The organism is Arthrobacter sp. H35-D1, assembly GCF_030063185.1.
Taxonomy (GTDB): Bacteria; Actinomycetota; Actinomycetes; order Actinomycetales; family Micrococcaceae; genus Specibacter.
Window position 1 is genome coordinate 96,326 of the sequence record NZ_JASISP010000011.1, and the last position, 15,420, is coordinate 111,745.

At 62.7% G+C, this 15,420-nt stretch carries 14 protein-coding genes; 6 read left to right on the forward strand and 8 right to left on the reverse strand.

Annotated features, from left to right (window positions below):
- The first annotated feature begins 126 nt into the window (after positions 1 to 126).
- Together QMG25_RS12605 and QMG25_RS12610 are read left to right on the forward strand one after the other, a co-directional pair.
- The gene (locus QMG25_RS12605) at positions 127 to 423 is read left to right on the forward strand and encodes a toxin HicA (protein WP_283460697.1); all 297 of its coding nucleotides are present in this window, start codon (positions 127 to 129) and stop codon (positions 421 to 423) included.
- Positions 420 to 746 (forward strand): type II toxin-antitoxin system HicB family antitoxin, encoded by a 327-nt coding sequence (locus QMG25_RS12610; RefSeq protein ID WP_283460699.1) that lies wholly within the window; start codon positions 420 to 422, stop codon positions 744 to 746. The genes QMG25_RS12605 and QMG25_RS12610 overlap by 4 nt, the downstream gene beginning before the upstream one ends.
- A 1,547-nt stretch (positions 747 to 2,293) precedes the next feature.
- Here QMG25_RS12610 and QMG25_RS12615 read toward each other — a convergent pair.
- The gene (locus QMG25_RS12615; RefSeq protein ID WP_283460701.1) at positions 2,294 to 2,941 is read right to left on the reverse strand and encodes a response regulator transcription factor; all 648 of its coding nucleotides are present in this window, start codon (positions 2,939 to 2,941) and stop codon (positions 2,294 to 2,296) included.
- Positions 2,938 to 4,089, reverse strand: coding sequence for a sensor histidine kinase (locus tag QMG25_RS12620; RefSeq protein ID WP_283460703.1), 1,152 nt, complete (start codon positions 4,087 to 4,089; stop codon positions 2,938 to 2,940). The genes QMG25_RS12615 and QMG25_RS12620 overlap by 4 nt, the downstream gene beginning before the upstream one ends.
- A gap of 165 nt (positions 4,090 to 4,254) precedes the next feature.
- Between QMG25_RS12620 and QMG25_RS12625 the strand changes: the two genes are divergently transcribed.
- Positions 4,255 to 4,725 (forward strand): DUF6326 family protein, encoded by a 471-nt coding sequence (locus QMG25_RS12625; protein ID WP_283460704.1) that lies wholly within the window; start codon positions 4,255 to 4,257, stop codon positions 4,723 to 4,725.
- A 141-nt stretch (positions 4,726 to 4,866) separates the two neighbouring features.
- Here QMG25_RS12625 and QMG25_RS12630 read toward each other — a convergent pair whose 3' ends face one another.
- Positions 4,867 to 6,315 (reverse strand): dicarboxylate/amino acid:cation symporter, encoded by a 1,449-nt coding sequence (locus tag QMG25_RS12630; protein ID WP_283460706.1) that lies wholly within the window; start codon positions 6,313 to 6,315, stop codon positions 4,867 to 4,869.
- A gap of 269 nt (positions 6,316 to 6,584) precedes the next feature.
- Between QMG25_RS12630 and QMG25_RS12635 the strand changes: the two genes are divergently transcribed.
- Entirely contained in the window at positions 6,585 to 7,577 is a 993-nt protein-coding gene (locus QMG25_RS12635; protein ID WP_283460708.1) for a DUF559 domain-containing protein, read from the forward strand.
- Between the two features lie 107 nt (positions 7,578 to 7,684).
- Here QMG25_RS12635 and QMG25_RS12640 read toward each other — a convergent pair whose 3' ends face one another.
- Positions 7,685 to 9,487 carry a DUF885 domain-containing protein gene (locus QMG25_RS12640; RefSeq protein WP_283460710.1) on the reverse strand — a complete coding sequence of 601 codons (1,803 nt, stop codon included), beginning with the start codon at positions 9,485 to 9,487 and terminating at the stop codon, positions 7,685 to 7,687.
- 99 nt (positions 9,488 to 9,586) lie between these two features.
- On the opposite strand from QMG25_RS12640, the gene QMG25_RS12645 reads away from it, so the two are divergent.
- Positions 9,587 to 11,722, forward strand: a complete 2,136-nt coding sequence (locus QMG25_RS12645) for an FUSC family protein (protein ID WP_283460712.1) — start codon at positions 9,587 to 9,589, stop codon at positions 11,720 to 11,722.
- Positions 11,723 to 11,755: 33 nt separating this feature from the next.
- On the opposite strand, the gene QMG25_RS12650 is transcribed toward QMG25_RS12645, so the two are convergent.
- From QMG25_RS12650 to QMG25_RS20445, 3 genes are all read right to left on the reverse strand, one after another.
- Positions 11,756 to 11,980, reverse strand: coding sequence for an acyl-CoA carboxylase subunit epsilon (locus QMG25_RS12650; protein WP_283460714.1), 225 nt, complete (start codon positions 11,978 to 11,980; stop codon positions 11,756 to 11,758).
- On the reverse strand, positions 11,977 to 13,560 hold the full coding sequence (locus QMG25_RS12655; RefSeq protein WP_283460715.1) for an acyl-CoA carboxylase subunit beta: 1,584 nt from the start codon (positions 13,558 to 13,560) through the stop codon (positions 11,977 to 11,979). The genes QMG25_RS12650 and QMG25_RS12655 overlap by 4 nt, the downstream gene beginning before the upstream one ends.
- A 300-nt stretch (positions 13,561 to 13,860) precedes the next feature.
- Complete coding sequence (locus QMG25_RS20445; protein WP_349307138.1) at positions 13,861 to 14,250, reverse strand: putative quinol monooxygenase; 390 nt, start codon at positions 14,248 to 14,250, stop codon at positions 13,861 to 13,863.
- Here QMG25_RS20445 and QMG25_RS12660 point away from each other — a divergent pair.
- A complete protein-coding gene (locus tag QMG25_RS12660) occupies positions 14,244 to 14,669 on the forward strand; it encodes a hypothetical protein (protein WP_283460718.1) in 426 nt (141 codons plus the stop codon). The two genes, QMG25_RS20445 and QMG25_RS12660, sit on opposite strands and share 7 nt — an antisense overlap.
- 196 nt (positions 14,670 to 14,865) lie before the next feature.
- On the opposite strand, the gene QMG25_RS12665 is transcribed toward QMG25_RS12660, so the two are convergent.
- Positions 14,866 to 15,087 (reverse strand): hypothetical protein, encoded by a 222-nt coding sequence (locus QMG25_RS12665; RefSeq protein ID WP_283460720.1) that lies wholly within the window; start codon positions 15,085 to 15,087, stop codon positions 14,866 to 14,868.
- Positions 15,088 to 15,420: the final 333 nt, after the last annotated feature.

Below are 15,420 nucleotides of genomic sequence, written 5' to 3' on the forward strand. Positions count from 1 at the left end.
TGGTGAAGGATGGCCAAAGAGAGCAGGAACCGACCAGGGGGTTAGTCAGCACTCCCGGACCCAGGTCAGCGGACAGTTTCGCCTCCTTCTTGACCCACTTGATACCACTAATGGTACTATTATCGTATGGGGAAAGCGGAGAAGGCTTTGGCCAAGATGCGCCAGAATCCGACCTCCGTCCGGTACGAAGACGTTGTCCGGGTTTGCGACGAGTACTTCGGCGAACCAAGACAAAGCGGAACATCCCACAGGGTCTACGCAACCCCGTGGGGCGGCGATCCACGGGTGAATATCCAGAACAAGAACGGCGAAGCCAAGCCGTATCAGGTGAAACAAGTCCTCGAAGCGGTCAGGAAAATCGAGGCAATGAAGGCCGAAGAGGCGGAATCTGATGAAAAGGATTCCGAGGAGGGGGAGCAGTGAATATCGCAGAGCACTACAGCTACCGAGTAAACTGGTCGGTTGAAGACCAGGAGTTCGTCGGTACCGTCTTGGAGCTGCCGTCCCTGTCATGGCTCGAAGATGACTCAGGAGTAGCCTTCTCCGGTATCCGGAAGCTGGCTGCCGACGTCGTGGCCGACTTGGAAGCCAATGGTGAGCCCGTTCCCGAACCGCTGTCCGAGCGCAACTACTCCGGCAAATTCGTGGTCCGAATCCCCCCGCAGGCCCACCGCCGTCTGGCGGAAGAGGCCGCCGAACAGAACGTCTCCCTCAACCGTCTTGCTTCCTTAAAGCTCTCCGCTTAGGAACGGACAAGACCCTCCGGGCCATCATCGAAAGTTCCCGAAAACCCTTGTCAGCCAACGGGCCGGGGAGTGTTTTTCCTGCGTCCACACACATCGGGTGTGCCGGGGATCCGCCGGGCCTCCGGCCCCGAAAGGAAGTTCCGTGTCTTACACTCCAGTTCTTCCGCGCCTCACCGCCCCGGATCTTCCGCTGGCCAAACCGATGCTCTTTGTCGATCCCAAATCTGAGGACCCCTTGCGGCCGTATGGATCCGTGTCGAAGTCGATGCTCTGGAAGCAACCGCCTGAGAAAGTCCTGTTCAGAGTGTTCGCCAGGCTTTGGAATTGAGTAATTGGAGAGCATCTGTCGGATTTCTGATGTGCTGGGCCAAATCCTTTAGTTTGGCGGGATAGGTACGCGGGTTTGAGGTCAGGGTGGCTTTGTCAAAGTGGGCATGAAGCCTACGACGTAGCCCCAGAGGAATTGTGTTGGCAATATCGGTTTCCAGTTGGTGTGCTTCTTGCCGATAGTGCGGAGGGCCTATTGCGCATTAGGCGTTCGATGGCTGATTTTGGTAGCGGCGTAGGCAGCCGTGCTGCTTCAAGCAATCGTGCCGCTGCAGTGTGCACCCACGGATCTGCCGGTTCAGTTGTCAGTGGAACCGGGATCCGCTGTACTGCATGGATGGCTTTGAGGTTAACTGCGATTGAAATACTTGAAGGGTCCTCATGGGTGTTCACGTAGCGGAAAATGTCGATGCTAGGGGAGCATCATTCGACCAATTGGACGTCACCGACCCAGTTGGTAGGTTCCTTGTGTACGCCAGGTTCAATGGCAGCGTCGGGGCGTAGCTGCACTCGATACAAATAGAATTGGTCTTCCGAAATGTCTTGGTCTTTCATCCGCCTAAGCATGTTCCCGATGGCTGACTCGTATGTACCTAAGTGCAATGCTTTGCTCGTCTGACGTTGAGCCCAGCGTTCCAGTGCCCGGCCATCTGTGCCGATGTGCTGGTATTTTTGCCTAGTTTCGTCGGATAGGCGGGCGATGGGGTCGAAGTTTGGGTCAGGCCAGCTTGAGTGTGTAGAGGTGTGGTACCAGTACGTGGCCTGCACGTTCGTATCGTCGTAGGAGGGGTCGTCCTGTGCGGCCCAGAAATTGGGACGCTCCTCAACTTGGCAGTCTGTGCCACAGCTTGGGCACGTCTCTTCTCCCTGATTGAAGCGATCTAACCATTTGTCGTTGGTTTTCCACTCATAGCTACAACTTCCACAGCGCATCCCTCGGAGGCGTTCGAAATTCACTTTCCGCTCAATCACAAGATCAGCTTCCCATGACCCGCTGAGTCATGGAAACGTGCTGCCTACATACCGGACGCGAGTTGTAGCCTTTCGTGGTCGCCAGACATGGGCTGAACGTAGGAAAATGTCACGAAATTGAGAATCACGGTGGTCTTGGCCTGCGCATCGTCGCATGTCAGAGCGATTCGTTGGTGACAGGCAGCTTGGGATCCTACAGGGGCGCAGACGGGGCAGGTGCCGGGACAGGGGCGGCGCGCCTCGGCAGTTCATTCCACGCGCCCTGACTCGTAGGCCCAGATGGCTAGTTCCACGCGGTTGCGGACTGCGAGCTTGGTCATCAGGGCCGACAAATGGAACTTGACGGTGCTCATGCTGATGTGGAGGGCGTCGCCGATCTCGGCGTTTGACAGCCCCCGCGCGACGGTCAGGAGCACCGCCTCCTCCCGGCGGGTGAGGGGGTCGGCAGGCTCAGCCACTTTCATCGCGCCGGAGCGGGCAAAGCGAGCAAGCAGACGGGCGGTGACTCCGGGGTCGATGAACGCATCCCCGTTGACGGCAGCGTGGATCGCCTGAACCAGCTGCACGGTTGTGGCACCCTTGAGCAGGAACCCCCGCACCCCGGCTTTGAGTGCTCCGTGGATGTACTCGTCTGTGTCGAAAGTGGTAATAAGCACGACGGCGATCGGGTCATCGACATCCGGGCCCCCAAGCATGCGGGCGGCCTCAATGCCGTCCAGAATCGGCATCCGGATGTCGAACAAGCACACGTCGGGCCGCAGCCGGCGAGCCAGGGCGAGCGCTTCACGGCCATCGGAAGCTTGTCCAACAACCTCGAAGTCGGCTTGGCTGCCCAGAATCGTCGCCAGCCCGGTGCGGACAATGCTCTGGTCGTCGGCGATGAGCACGCGGATCATGGCCGCCGGATCCGATCACGCGGGAGGACGACGCGCACGTGCCAGCCACCGCCGCTGTCCGGACCGGCGGTGAGTTCTCCGCCCAGCATTCGGGCCCGTTCAGCCATCCCCGTCAGTCCGAATCCGGGCGGGCCGGACGTGAGCCCGCCACCGCCGTCGTCCTCGACGCTCAGCTCCACCTCGGTGGTCTTGCCAGTGACGGCGACGGCGATCTTCGTTGCCCCTCGAGCGTGTCGGCGGGCGTTGGTGACCGACTCCTGAGCTATTCGATACAGGGAGGACTGCAGTGCAGGTCCCAGCCCGGTGAGATCACCCCGCAATGCCACGTGGACCCGCAGCCGGTCAGTGCCCGTCCCTGCCAGGTTCTCGATGTCAGCCAAGGTGTGCCCGGCAATGGGGAGGGCAGCGCCGCCGGGAGCACGCAGGCCGCCTACCATCATCCTCATCTCGGCTAGGGCCAGGGCTGCCTCGCCATCGATGCTTTTCAGTGCTTGTGCGGCGTCGCCGGGTGCGGCGGAGTGGGCCAGCACCAGCCCGGCCTGAGCTTGGATGGCGATGGCGGACACGTGGTGGGCCACCGTGTCGTGCAACTCCCTGGCGAACTGTTCACGCTCCTGCAGCTTCACCCGCTCCACCAGCTGCGCACCCGCCATGGCACGGTAGCGAGCCGCCAACCCCAGGGCGGCGGCCAACAGCAGCACGGCAGCCCCGCCACCCGCCTCCTCAAGTCCGCTGCCGTCGGTTCCAACCGCGACGGCGTACTCCAGCGCCACGAGCCCGGCCCCAATGGCGATGTCGCGTGCCGGGGCCCAGCGCAACAGCGAGTAGACCATGAGCAGCACGGTCGCCGCGGTCCAGAGCACCACCGGGTCCGCTGCAAGAACTGCAGCCATGAGATCAGCCAAGAGAAGGGCGCCGAAGGACACGACCACGGCCGCCAAGGGCTGCTTGCGCCGTATCCACACGGCCACCGCAACGGCAAAGCCCAGAGCTAGAGCGGCCATGCGCCACGATACGTCAGGACGGAGGAACGCCTCCACCGCCGCCGAGGCCAGTACCACCGCGGCGACCACGTGGTCGCGGCGGATCGCACGGGGCGAGTGCTTCACGGCCGGCTCGGCCCACAACAACCTGGAAGCTGTCCACATGCCCTCAGCATAGAGGGCCGGAACGGCAAGCTGAAGAGCCCAAGGGCCGCCGTCGACCCGGCCGATCGGCCAGGTCTTCTCGGTCCGCAAAGACGGTGTGCCCACGGCCGGGACGGAGCCAAACTGAAGTACGGAACCGGCACCACAACGCATGGAGGAATAGTCATGAACGCCATCGCCAGAACCAGCCCACGTGAGACAGGAGTCGACCGCAGGATTGTGCTCAGCGGCCTGTGGACCAGCGTCCTCTTCATCTTCGCCTATGTAGACATTTTCACTTTCTGGCGCGCAGACGCCATTGATGGCGCGCTCTCCGGTTCGGTTCCGGGGACGGGATTGGGCATTGATCAGACGTTCCTGGTTCTCACAACGGCCTACATTCTGATCCCGAGCCTCATGGTCGCAGCATCACTGCTCGTCCCTGCCCGGGTCAATCAGGTCCTCAACCTCACCGTCAGTGTCTTCTATGCCGGCTCAATCGTGGCCACGATGATCGGCGAGAGCTGGCTCTACTACATTGCGGGGAGCGTGGTGGAGTTGGCACTGCTGGCAACCATTTCCGGCGTCGCTTGGTCCTGGCGGTCTCGACGGACGTCCGGTGCTCGGCCCGAGGCGCTGAAGCAAGCAGACCGCTGACACGCTCGAGGTGGGCCATCGCAGCCTCTCCACGAGATCCTGCGGCGCCCGCCTCAACACAAACTCCCGCCAGGGCTGTGATCCGTCGGATCGCAGCCCTGGCGGGAGCGTCAAGAACTTCCAGCGTGCCCGGGCAGGCAGCTAGGCGTTGACTGTTTCGCGCTTTTGGTCGATGTCCTCGCCGCTGCTGGCAGGCACCTCCGCCAGGGCCGCCGCGTCGCCGGCGTCGTTGATCTCGTCGCTGTCGTCGGCGAAAGGATTGCCGTTGCGCGGTGCGTTGTACAGCTTCTCATTCAGGATGCCTTGGCGCTTGGCGACAATGGTGGGCACCAGTGCCTGGCCAGCCACGTTGACAGCGGTGCGGCCCATGTCAAGGATCGGGTCAACGGCCAGCAGAAGTCCGACGCCGGCCAGCGGCAGTCCCAGCGTTGACAGGGTCAGGGTGAGCATCACGACGGCGCCGGTGGTGCCTGCCGTGGCGGCCGATCCCAGAACGGAGACCAGGACGATGAGCAGGTACTGGCCCAGGTCAAGCTGGATGCCGAAGAACTGTGCCACGAAGATGGCGGCAACGGCCGGGTAGATCGCGGCGCAGCCGTCCATCTTGGTGGTGGCGCCCAGCGGCACGGCGAAGGATGCGTAGGCGCGCGGCACGCCCAGGTTGCGTTCGGTCACGCGCTGGGTCAGCGGCAGCGTGCCGATGGAGGAGCGGGATACGAAGCCCAGTTGGACGGCCGGCCATACGCCGGAGAAGTACGCCTTGATGGACAGGCCGTGGCTCTTGATGAGTACGGGGTAGACAACGAACAAGATGATGGCCAGGCCAACGTAGATGGCAATACTGAACTTGCCCAGCGAGCCGATGGTGCTCCAGCCGTAGCTGGCCACGGCGTTGCCGATCAGTCCGACGGTGCCGATCGGGGCCAGCCGGATGATCCACCACAGCACCTTCTGGATGACGGCGAGTGCGGAACCGTTGAGCTTCAGGAACGGATCGGCGGCCTTGCCAACCTTCAGGGCTGCAATGCCGATGACAATGGCAATGACAAGGATCTGCAGGACATTGAAGCTGACGGAGGTGGTCAACGCGCCCGACTCGGCAGCCTTGGTGGTGGCACCCAGTCCCAGGAAGTTGGAGGGGAACAGGCCAACCAAGAACGCCCACCAGTCACCGGACTTGCCGGAGTAGTCTGCCGGAGTTGCCTGGTCAGTTCCTGCACCGGGCTGGAACACCAGACCCAGCACGATGCCGACGCTGACGGCGATCAGTGACGTGATGGCAAACCACAGGAGCGTGTTCCACGCCAAGCGGGCAGCATTGGTGACTTCGCGCAGATTGGCAATCGAGGAGACCACGGCCGTGAAGATCAACGGCACGACGGCTGCCTTCAAGATGGAGACGTAGCTTGAGCCGATCGTGGACAGCATGGTGACAAGGCCGTTGGGGTCGGTTTCGGAGTCCCCGCCAAGCTGGCGGGCGAACAAGCCCAGGACGAGGCCCAGCACAAGGCCGGCAATGATTTGTACGCCGAAGGAACTGGCCCAGCGGGGCAGCTTCGACGCTTTGGGAGTGGTCGCTGTGGAAGTCATGCCCCCACGGTAGGCGGTGCACAATAGCAGTATGAAATTTGTGTTTCCCCCTGTTACGGATCGCAGTTTTCAATGTTACGCACCTCGGGGGCCTTCTCCGTTCGCGAGATGCCACGTATGGTGCTCAAGATGGTGGGTTGGACGCCATATATGGCACCTCGCGATTTTTCTCGGCTCTTCACGAGGAAGAAGCCGCGCGTTATCCACAGTTTTGACCATTTGGGACATCTGAGGATCCATGGAGGGCAGTTCTCGGCGCTAATGGGTTCATGGACAAGTTCAAACCCCTGCCCCTCCACCTCGCAATGCGTCCCTTCACCATGGTTGAGGCCCGCCATGCCGGAATCTCTCGAGGCAGGTCCCGTCGCAGTGATCTTTGGACGCCGACGCGAGGCATTCGCGTGCCACGGGAAGCACCGTTCAGTCTCTTGGAAAGCTGCCGGGCCTACGCCGCAGTGACGTCTTCAGGTGTTGTCAGCCATCTGAGCGCTGCAACTTTGCACGGGCTCTATCTGCCTCGACGGCTTGAGCAACTAGCTGTCCTCGATGTGGCCACCCCCTCGGGCATAAGGCAGCCCAGAAGGAAAGACGTCAAAGGCCATGTCCTGTCCCTGGGGCCACATGATGTTGTACATATTGGCGGGGTGCCGGTCACGTCCTTGCAGAGAACGCTGTTGGACATCGCACCGCTGCTCACCATCGACGAACTGGTGGCCATAGGTGATCAAATAGTTTGCGAACACCAAAGGTCATTTGGGTGGCAACAATGGCCATTGGTCCAGTTGGACGTGTTGAAGCTCTATGTCGCCCAGCACGCCGGGGCACGGGGGATGCGCAGGCTGCAGGCCGCAATGGAATTGGTTCGTGTGGGCTCTGACTCACCTCGCGAGACCATGCTGAGGTTGATCATCGCACGGTCTGCACTGCCCGGTTTTGCGCACAATGTGGAGATCAGGGATGCTGCCGGTTGCGGCAAAGTGGGGCCGGACTTGGCCTGTGAGGAGTACAAGACGTGCATTGAATACGATGGCAAGCATCATTTCACCCCGGCGCAACAGGCCAAGGACCACGACCGGGACTTCGTGACCAAATCGCTGGGCTGGCACCAAGTGCTGATCAACAATGATGACATCAGGACAGGAGAATTGGCGGTAGTCACTAAAATTGCGCGAATGCTCAAGTTCGGAGGATGGCCGGATCCGCAGAATCTGGCGGGTCGCTCGCTCCAGGGGCACTTGAACACGCGCAGGGACTTCGGATAGCCGCTGAAACTGCCTCCCACTCGCATTTCATTGTCGAGATGCCACATGTGGTGCCCATACTCGGGATGTGGACACCATATGTGGCATCTCGCGGCGCTGCAGATCAATTAGTCCAGCAGTGCCGCCTTCAGCGTGTCCAGTCCCACCGAACCGAGGTTCAGCGCTTGGGTGTGGAAGTCGCGCAACGAAAACTCCTCGCCGTCGCGGGCGGCGCGGGCGTCGCGGATCTCCTCCCAGAGCCGTTGACCGATTTTGTAGGACGGGGCCTGGCCCGGCCAGCCGAGATACCTGTTGAATTCAAAGTTCAGCTGGCCGGGGGAGAGGTCAAGGTTGGCCTTGAGGAACTCAAGGCCGGCCTCCGCCGTCCACGTCTGTTGTGCTCCTGCCTGCTGTGCTCCCGTCTCTTGTTCTCCTTCCTGCGGACTGCCCGTCACGGCGATCCACTGCGCCGGGATTTCCAGCCCCAGGTGCACGCCAATGTCAAACACCACGCGGGCCGCACGCATGCGTTGGCCGTCAAGCATGCCCATCCTGTCCCCGGGATCGGAGAGGTAGCCCAGGCTGTCCATGAGCCGCTCTGCATAGAGCGCCCAGCCCTCGCCATGGCCGGACACCCAGCAAACATTGCGTCGCCAGTCGTTGAGCAGCCCTGATTGGTACGTTGCCGTGCCCACCTGCAAGTGGTGGCCGGGAACGCCCTCGTGGTAGACGGTGGTGGTTTCCGCCCAGGTGCTGAACGAGTCCTCGCCCTCGGGCACGGACCACCACATGCGCCCGGGGCGGGTGAAGTCCTCGGACGGGCCGGTGTAGTAAACGCCGCCGTCATGGGTGGGGGCAATCCGGCATTCAAGGGTGCGCATAATCTCCGGGATGTCGAATTGCGCCCCTGCCAGCTCCGCCATGGCCGTGTCCGAGAGCTTCTGCATCCACTGGGTCAGCGCCTGCGTGCCGTGGAGCTGCCGTGCGGGGTCGGCATTGAGCAGCGCCTTGGCTTCGGCGATGCTTGCGCCGGGTTTGAGCTGTTGCGCCACGGCCTGCTGCTCGGCAATGATCCGGTCCAGTTCGGCCACACCCCATGCATAGGTTTCCGCAAGGTCGACGGCGGAGCCCAGGAAAGTGCGCGAGGCCAGTGTGTAGCGGTCCCGGCCCACGGCGTCCGCCTCCGGTGCCAGCGGCAGCAGTTCCTCGCGCAGGAACGCGACAAGCGTCCCGTAACTTGCGCGGGCCGTCTCGGCATGGGTGAGCAGCGCCGTGGCGAGGGAGGCTGGGAGGGCGGGTCCGGCGTCGTTCGCGGAAGGGGAATCTGCGGCTGAAGAGTCCGGAGCGGGGACATCCAGGGCGGCATCCCGAGCCAGGGTGAGGAAGAAGCCGTCGGGCGCAGCATGCCGTTCGCACTGCCCAATCACCGTTGACACCTGCCGCCTGGCCGCGACAAGGCCGCGCCCGGCACCCTCGCGCAAGGAAGCGATGTAACCGTCAATGGCTGCCGGGACGTTGGCCAGCCGGGCGGCAATGTGTTCCCACTGGGTCGGGGTGGCGGTGGGCATCAGGTCAAAGATGGCTCGAATTTCCTGGGATGGGGAGGCGATGTTGTTCAGTTCCGCCAGCGGCCAGCCGGTCTCGTGGAGTTCCACGTCCAGGCCGAGCCTTTCACGCATGGCGTGCAGCGTGGTGGTGTCCACGGCGTCCACCGGCTCCAAGCGGTCAAGCGCGGCCAGTGCATGGCGGGCGGCGGTGGCTGCTGTGGCAAGCCCGGCGGGGGAGAAGTCGCGGTACTCGCTCTCATGTCCGGGCCGGCCCAACTCCGTGGCGAAGCCGGGATCAAGTTCGAGGAGGCGTTCCGTGTACGCATTCGCGGCGGCGTCGACTGGGCTGGCGGGGCGGGACGGGAGAGTTGTGTCGTGGCTCATGGGTCGAGCCTAGTTTGTTCCAACTCGGTTTGTTCAGCCCGGGCCACCGACTCGCGTCCAGCACACCGTGCGGGTCCAATGGCTGCAATACTGGGGAGCGTGTCAGCCGCCTCGTCAGTCTCCGCAACGTTCAAGAAGTCCTTGCGGCTGGATTTTTCCCAGTCCGATCCCATTATTGCGGCGCGCAATGCGTTGGGGATCGCCGTGCCGCTGGTCGTGGGGGTGGCCATCGGGAGCATACCCATTGCTATCTTTGGTGCCGTCGGGGCCATGTTTGCCGCATTTTCGGACAGGCCCGGCAGCTACCGGGTGCGGCTTTCCCGTATGGGAATGACCTCGCTGGCCGCGGGCATCGGCGGCGGTTTGTCGGTATTGGCATCCCAGTCCGTAGTGCTCTCGCTGCTGTTGATAGCCGTGTTTGCCTTCACCAGCGGCATGCTGATGGCGTTTGGACCTGTGGTGGCCCAGATCGGCATTGCCGGCACGGCTGTGGCCATTGTTCTGAACGGATTCGCGCTCCCGCCCTCCAGCGCGGTGGGCATCGGTGCCGTGGTGCTGGCCGCCGGACTACTGCAAAGCTTGCTGGCCATTGCCGGTTGGCCGGTGCGACGGCACGCGCCCGAGCGGGCCGTCTTGGGAGCCGTCTATGCGGCCTTGGCGCAACGCACGCGCTCACCGCACCCACAAATGATGACGCCGGGCGCCGGTGCCAAGCTCACCACAGCGCGGGCCACCATTACCGGTTACGGCCACAGCCACGGACCCAGCATGGAGTCCTACCGCGGCCTGCTGGACGAAGCAGAGCGGATTCGGCTGGAAGTCATCGCTCTGGCCTACTGCCTTGAACGCTTCGAAAGGGTCGGACGGACCACGCAGGCCGAGGCCGTTCACGCCTTGCTGCTGGAGGCCGGGCCGGTCCTTGATGCTGTTGCGGAAGCACTGCGCAAGGGAAAGGTTTTTGACGACTCCGTGCTGGAACCGCTCGCCGTGGCAGCGGAACGAATCCGGGACGTCATGGGGGAGCACCCGGATTCTCCAACCGGCAGGTTTGCCTCTTTGCACGCCCGGGCCTTGGCCGGGCAGCTGCGGGCCTGCGCGCGCATGGTGACGCCCGGTGCGGTGGAAGGCCGCATTACGGAGGAGGCCATCACCGTGGGTGGGATCCGGGTGGCTGTCCGGGCTCCCCTCGACACGCTGCGAGCCAATCTGCAGCCGGAATCAGCCATTTTTCGGCACGCTGTCCGGCTGGCCGTGCTCGTCACCGCCACGGACGGGCTGGCCCGGCTGCTGCCGGACAACTCCCGCGGGTATTGGATCTCGCTGATGGTGCTGCTGCTGTTGCGCCCGGACTTTGCCGCCACCTTGCTGCGCACCAGCGCCCGGCTGGCCGGGACCCTGGTGGGGCTGGGCATTGGCACCGCGGCCACCTTCCTGGTGGGCAGCGGCAACCCGTATGCGCTGGTGTTTTTGATCGTCGTCTTTGTGTTTGGGGTCCGCATTTCCGGGGCGCCCAACGCCTTCTTCATGAGCATCTGGACGGCGGCTTATCTGGTGGCGCTGCTGGATCTGTCCGGCATTCCGGCGGGAGACGTGGTGGTGCCGCGCTTGCTGGACACCGTCCTGGCCGGTGTGCTGGTGGTGGCCGCCACTGTTGTCTGGCCGGCGTGGGAGCGCAGCTACCTTCCCGCGCGACTCGCGGAGCTGCTGGGTTCCTACCGGCACTACTTGGTGGCAGTGGCGGATCCTGCGGCCGGCAAGGCCCGCATTGACGAGGCCAGGATTGCCGCACGGCTGGCCCGATCCAATGCGCAAGCGTCCTTGGAACGGACCCAGGCCGAACCGGTGGCCGGCCGGAGCGCGCAATACGTCGGCGAGGGTCTGCTGGTCCAAAGCCACCTGTTCATCCAAGCCGCCATGGTCCTTGACGCGGCTCGGCTGTCCGTTTCGGCCGCCAAGGGTTCTGTTGAACAGATCCTCGTGCCGATGGAGCCCTTCGTGAACGACGCCGCCACCACCCTCACGGCGTGCGAGGCGGCAGTGCTGACGGGGGTTCCAGCCCGCGGGTCCGTCAACATGCGCGACTCCTACACGGAACTGACTAACAGCCTGCCCGCCGTTGCACCGCAGTCCGACGTGGTGCGGCCGGCCATTCTTGATGCAGCGGACAGGATCGCCAACTCGGTGGACACGATGGTGCACCTGCTGCGTGAGCGCGCCGCCGCCAGCACCGATTAGGGTGGCGGCCGGCGGGTTGCTGCAGCCAGTGAGTTAGGAACGGCGCCACGCACCTGCACCTGGTTTGGGCGGCAGGTTCAGCTGCGCCCGCCGCGCCCAATGCCGGTTCGACGCAGGGGAGTCGTCGTTGTTTGCCTCGGACTGCAGTGCCAGCACGACGGCGGTGACCGCGGCCAGCTCTTCAGCGCTTGGATTGCCCCGAGTGACGTTGAGCAACGGCTCCGATGGCCGGTCAGCCGGCGAGTCGTGGGCTGTCACAGCGGGATGTTCCCATGCTTCTTGGCGGGCAGGCTGGCTCGCTTTTCACGGAGGGCGCGCAGGCCCTTGATGAGCTGGAGGCGTGTGTCGGACGGGGCGATGACGGCGTCGATGTAGCCAAGTTCTGCAGCCTGGTAGGGATTCAGCAGCTCGTCCTCGTAGTCGCGGACAATCTCCGTGCGGCGAGCCTCGACGTCGCCGCCGTCGGCCTCGACGGCGGCCAAGTCGCGGCGGTACAGGATGTTCACGGCACCTTGTGCGCCCATGACGCCGATCTGGGCCGTGGGCCAGGCCAGGTTCAGGTCGGCGCCGAGCTTCTTCGAACCCATGACGATGTACGCTCCGCCGTAGGCCTTGCGGGTGATGACGGTCAGCTTGGGCACGGTGGCTTCGGCATAGGCGTACAGCAGTTTGGCGCCGCGGCGGATGATGCCCTGGAATTCCTGGTCCTTGCCGGGCAGGAAGCCGGGGACGTCAACAAGGGTGATGATCGGGATGTTGAAGGCATCGCAATTGCGCACAAAACGGGCAGCCTTTTCGGAGGCCGCAATGTCAAGGGTGCCGGCAAACTGCATGGGCTGGTTGGCCACAATGCCCACCGTGTGGCCTTCGATGCGCCCGTAGCCGATCATGACGTTGGGTGCGTACAGTGACTGCATCTCCAGGAAGTGCCCGTCGTCGAGGATCTGTTCGACCAGCGTGGACATGTTGTACGGGTGGTTGGCGGAATCGGGGATCAGCGTGTCCAAGGCGAGGTCGCCGTCGTCGAGCTCCATATCCTGTTCATGGTCGACGACGGGAGCCTCGGCCAGGTTGTTGGAGGGCAGGAAGTCAAGAAGTTCGCGCACAAACTCAATGGCGTCCGCTTCATCCGCGGCCAGGTAGGTGGAGGTTCCCGTGTTGGCGTTGTGCTGGCGCGCCCCGCCCAGGGTCTCCATGTCCACGTCCTCGCCGGTGACGGTCTTGATGACGTCCGGACCGGTGATGAACATGTGGCTGGTCTTGTCCACCATGACCACGTAGTCGGTCAAGGCGGGGGAGTACGCGGCGCCGCCGGCACACGGGCCCATGATGAGGGAGATCTGCGGGATCACACCGGAGGCGTGGACGTTGTTGCGGAAAATGTCCGCGAACATGGCTAGCGAGGCCACGCCTTCCTGGATGCGGGCTCCGCCGCCGTCGTTGATGCCCACCACGGGGCAGCCGTTGCGCAGCGCAAATTCCTGGACCTTGACGATCTTTTCGCCGTTGACCTTGCTGAGGGAGCCGCCATAGACGCTGAAGTCCTGGCTGTAGACCGCCACGAGCCTTCCCTCGACAGTGCCGTAGCCGGACACGACGCCGTCGCCCAGCGGCTTCTTCCTTTCCATCCCAAACGCGGTGGAACGGTGCACGGCGAGGGCGTCAAACTCCACAAAGGAGTCGGGGTCAAGCAACAGGTCTATGCGCTCGCGGGCCGTGTTGCGGCCCTTGGCATGCTGCTTTTCAATGGCCGCTTCCCCCGAGGGCTTCTCCGATTGAGCCATCCGGTCGCGGAAATCGGCAATTTTGCCTGCTGTCGTTGAAAGATCGTGGCTCATTGATACTCCGGCTCGTTGGTGTGGAAGCGGGCGACCCTTAAGTGGGAACCGCACAAAAGGGCATTCTCTGGATTCATTCTAGTAAAGGAAATTGCCTCTGCGTGTGTAGGAACCCTACAAAGTCGCCCGTTTTCTCTCTGCCGTTGTCCAGTCCCATCCAAGTTGGACGATGAAAAGCCGTGAAGCCAGCACAATGGTCCAAGTGCAGTGAGTCCGTTTGATTCGTGTCAGGGTCGGGGTTCCCCGCAAGGAGAACCCCGCCTACGGACTGGTGTGCGCGGGGCGGAGTTCGCGCCCGCATTACTGGCCCCACACTGAGTAGCGGCGCTTGATACCAGCCCTCGCGCGTCCCCATTCGCTGGCCCTGACCCGCGCTTGGTGAAGCTCAAAGGAGTCTGCGTTCTGGAAACACTCGGCGACATCCCAGACCAGTGGATCGCCAGTGGGGCTCACCTCGAAAGAAATGCAACCTGGCTCAGCACGTGTCAATTCAAGATGCCGAGGTAGAAACTCCGCAACGATTGCAGTCTCGCCGTCACTTTGGCATATCAGCAGCCCAGTCAAAAAGACGTTGTTCACAACAATGATCCTGACACGGACAAGTGCGACGCCAAAATAGGGACGGTGGCACATTGGCCGGTCACTCCTCGACCGTTGGTGCAGAGATCGGATAGGTTTGGCCGATGGCATCGATTCGGAGAGCGATTCGCGGACTTTCAGCCGGAGCACTCGCGGCTCTGCTGACTGGATGCTCGGTTGACACTCTGATCTGGGGGAGCGATGGTGCCCAGGTCATTCAAGCGACAGAGAAGCTCGTGGGCGACTTGGCATCGGGTGAAACGTCAGACATTGTCTGCACGAATTCCGTGGCGCAGCTCGGCGCGCCCAGCGATTGGTTAGGGCTTTCCGCGGGCGAACCGGAAAAGTTTGTCGCGGAGTATTGGGACGACCAAGCGACGCTCGACCCGCAATGGAGCATTAACCTGGAGGGGCTCCCCGAGGGTGCAGTGCCCGGGAGCCACTATCCGGGAGACGTCTTCTACCGTGAGATTGGCGATGGGTTTTGTGTGATTGACGTTGCCTGGGCGACGCTCGTCGCCGTGGGCTGATCCAGCCAAGTGCATCCTGTACTGCGCCAGTGGGGCAGGGGCTGCGATACGTCTCATCAGACGCCACTCTGTCAGAAGGCATCTGCACAGCCCACCTGTTACTCGCTGACGCTACTTGAGGGACGGTTATACAGATGCCAGCCTGCCAGCCGCGACGCGCGTGGAATCTAGCGCTAAGCAGAAGGGCCTTGAACTGCTACCGGCGCGCGGTCGCGACGGCAAGCAAGACGATGCTGAGGACGGCCGTCACGATCATCCCGACGGCTACAGTCCATCCGAACGATGACCGAAAGTCATCGGCGAGTAACCCGACCACCAGCCCGACCAGCAAGCTCACCAAGAATCCGATCCCAATCAGCGCGAAGGTGGTCGCTATGGGTCGGTCGGCGCGGATGATGCGATCTATTGAGCTGTGCATAGCTCGATGCTACAGGCAGTGGGAAGATGCAGTTTTTCCCGAATCGTTTTCCAAAAACGACTGCACGGAATGTTCAAAGTCGCGTGGACAACGATTCCGGGCCAGCAAGGGGAACGTCCTACGGCCGGGGATCGACCCTGGCTTCCGGGATTGCTCGAAGTGGAGGATGCCTTGGAACTGTGTCTAGGCTGTAGTAAACGGGCTCGTCAGAATCCAGAGTGTAGTTTCGGTCTGAAGCCTCCGGATTCCAGCAATGATCTGGCGACGTAGTTGGTGAGATTCCTGAAGCCGAGGGCAGAGCCCCGAAGGTGTTCCAATCTTCCATTAATTGCT

Coding starts and splice junctions, on each gene's coding strand:
- QMG25_RS12660 (WP_283460718.1), top strand. CDS start 14,244: ATGGCATCGATTCGGAGAGCGATTCGCGGACTTTCAGCCGGAGCACTC.
- QMG25_RS12640 (WP_283460710.1), bottom strand. CDS start 9,487: ATGAGCCACGACACAACTCTCCCGTCCCGCCCCGCCAGCCCAGTCGAC.
- QMG25_RS12655 (WP_283460715.1), bottom strand. CDS start 13,560: ATGAGCCACGATCTTTCAACGACAGCAGGCAAAATTGCCGATTTCCGC.
- QMG25_RS12630 (WP_283460706.1), bottom strand. CDS start 6,315: ATGACTTCCACAGCGACCACTCCCAAAGCGTCGAAGCTGCCCCGCTGG.
- QMG25_RS12615 (WP_283460701.1), bottom strand. CDS start 2,941: ATGATCCGCGTGCTCATCGCCGACGACCAGAGCATTGTCCGCACCGGG.
- QMG25_RS12625 (WP_283460704.1), top strand. CDS start 4,255: ATGAACGCCATCGCCAGAACCAGCCCACGTGAGACAGGAGTCGACCGC.
- QMG25_RS20445 (WP_349307138.1), bottom strand. CDS start 14,250: ATGCCATCGGCCAAACCTATCCGATCTCTGCACCAACGGTCGAGGAGT.
- QMG25_RS12665 (WP_283460720.1), bottom strand. CDS start 15,087: ATGCACAGCTCAATAGATCGCATCATCCGCGCCGACCGACCCATAGCG.
- QMG25_RS12635 (WP_283460708.1), top strand. CDS start 6,585: ATGGACAAGTTCAAACCCCTGCCCCTCCACCTCGCAATGCGTCCCTTC.
- QMG25_RS12620 (WP_283460703.1), bottom strand. CDS start 4,089: ATGTGGACAGCTTCCAGGTTGTTGTGGGCCGAGCCGGCCGTGAAGCAC.
- QMG25_RS12605 (WP_283460697.1), top strand. CDS start 127: ATGGGGAAAGCGGAGAAGGCTTTGGCCAAGATGCGCCAGAATCCGACC.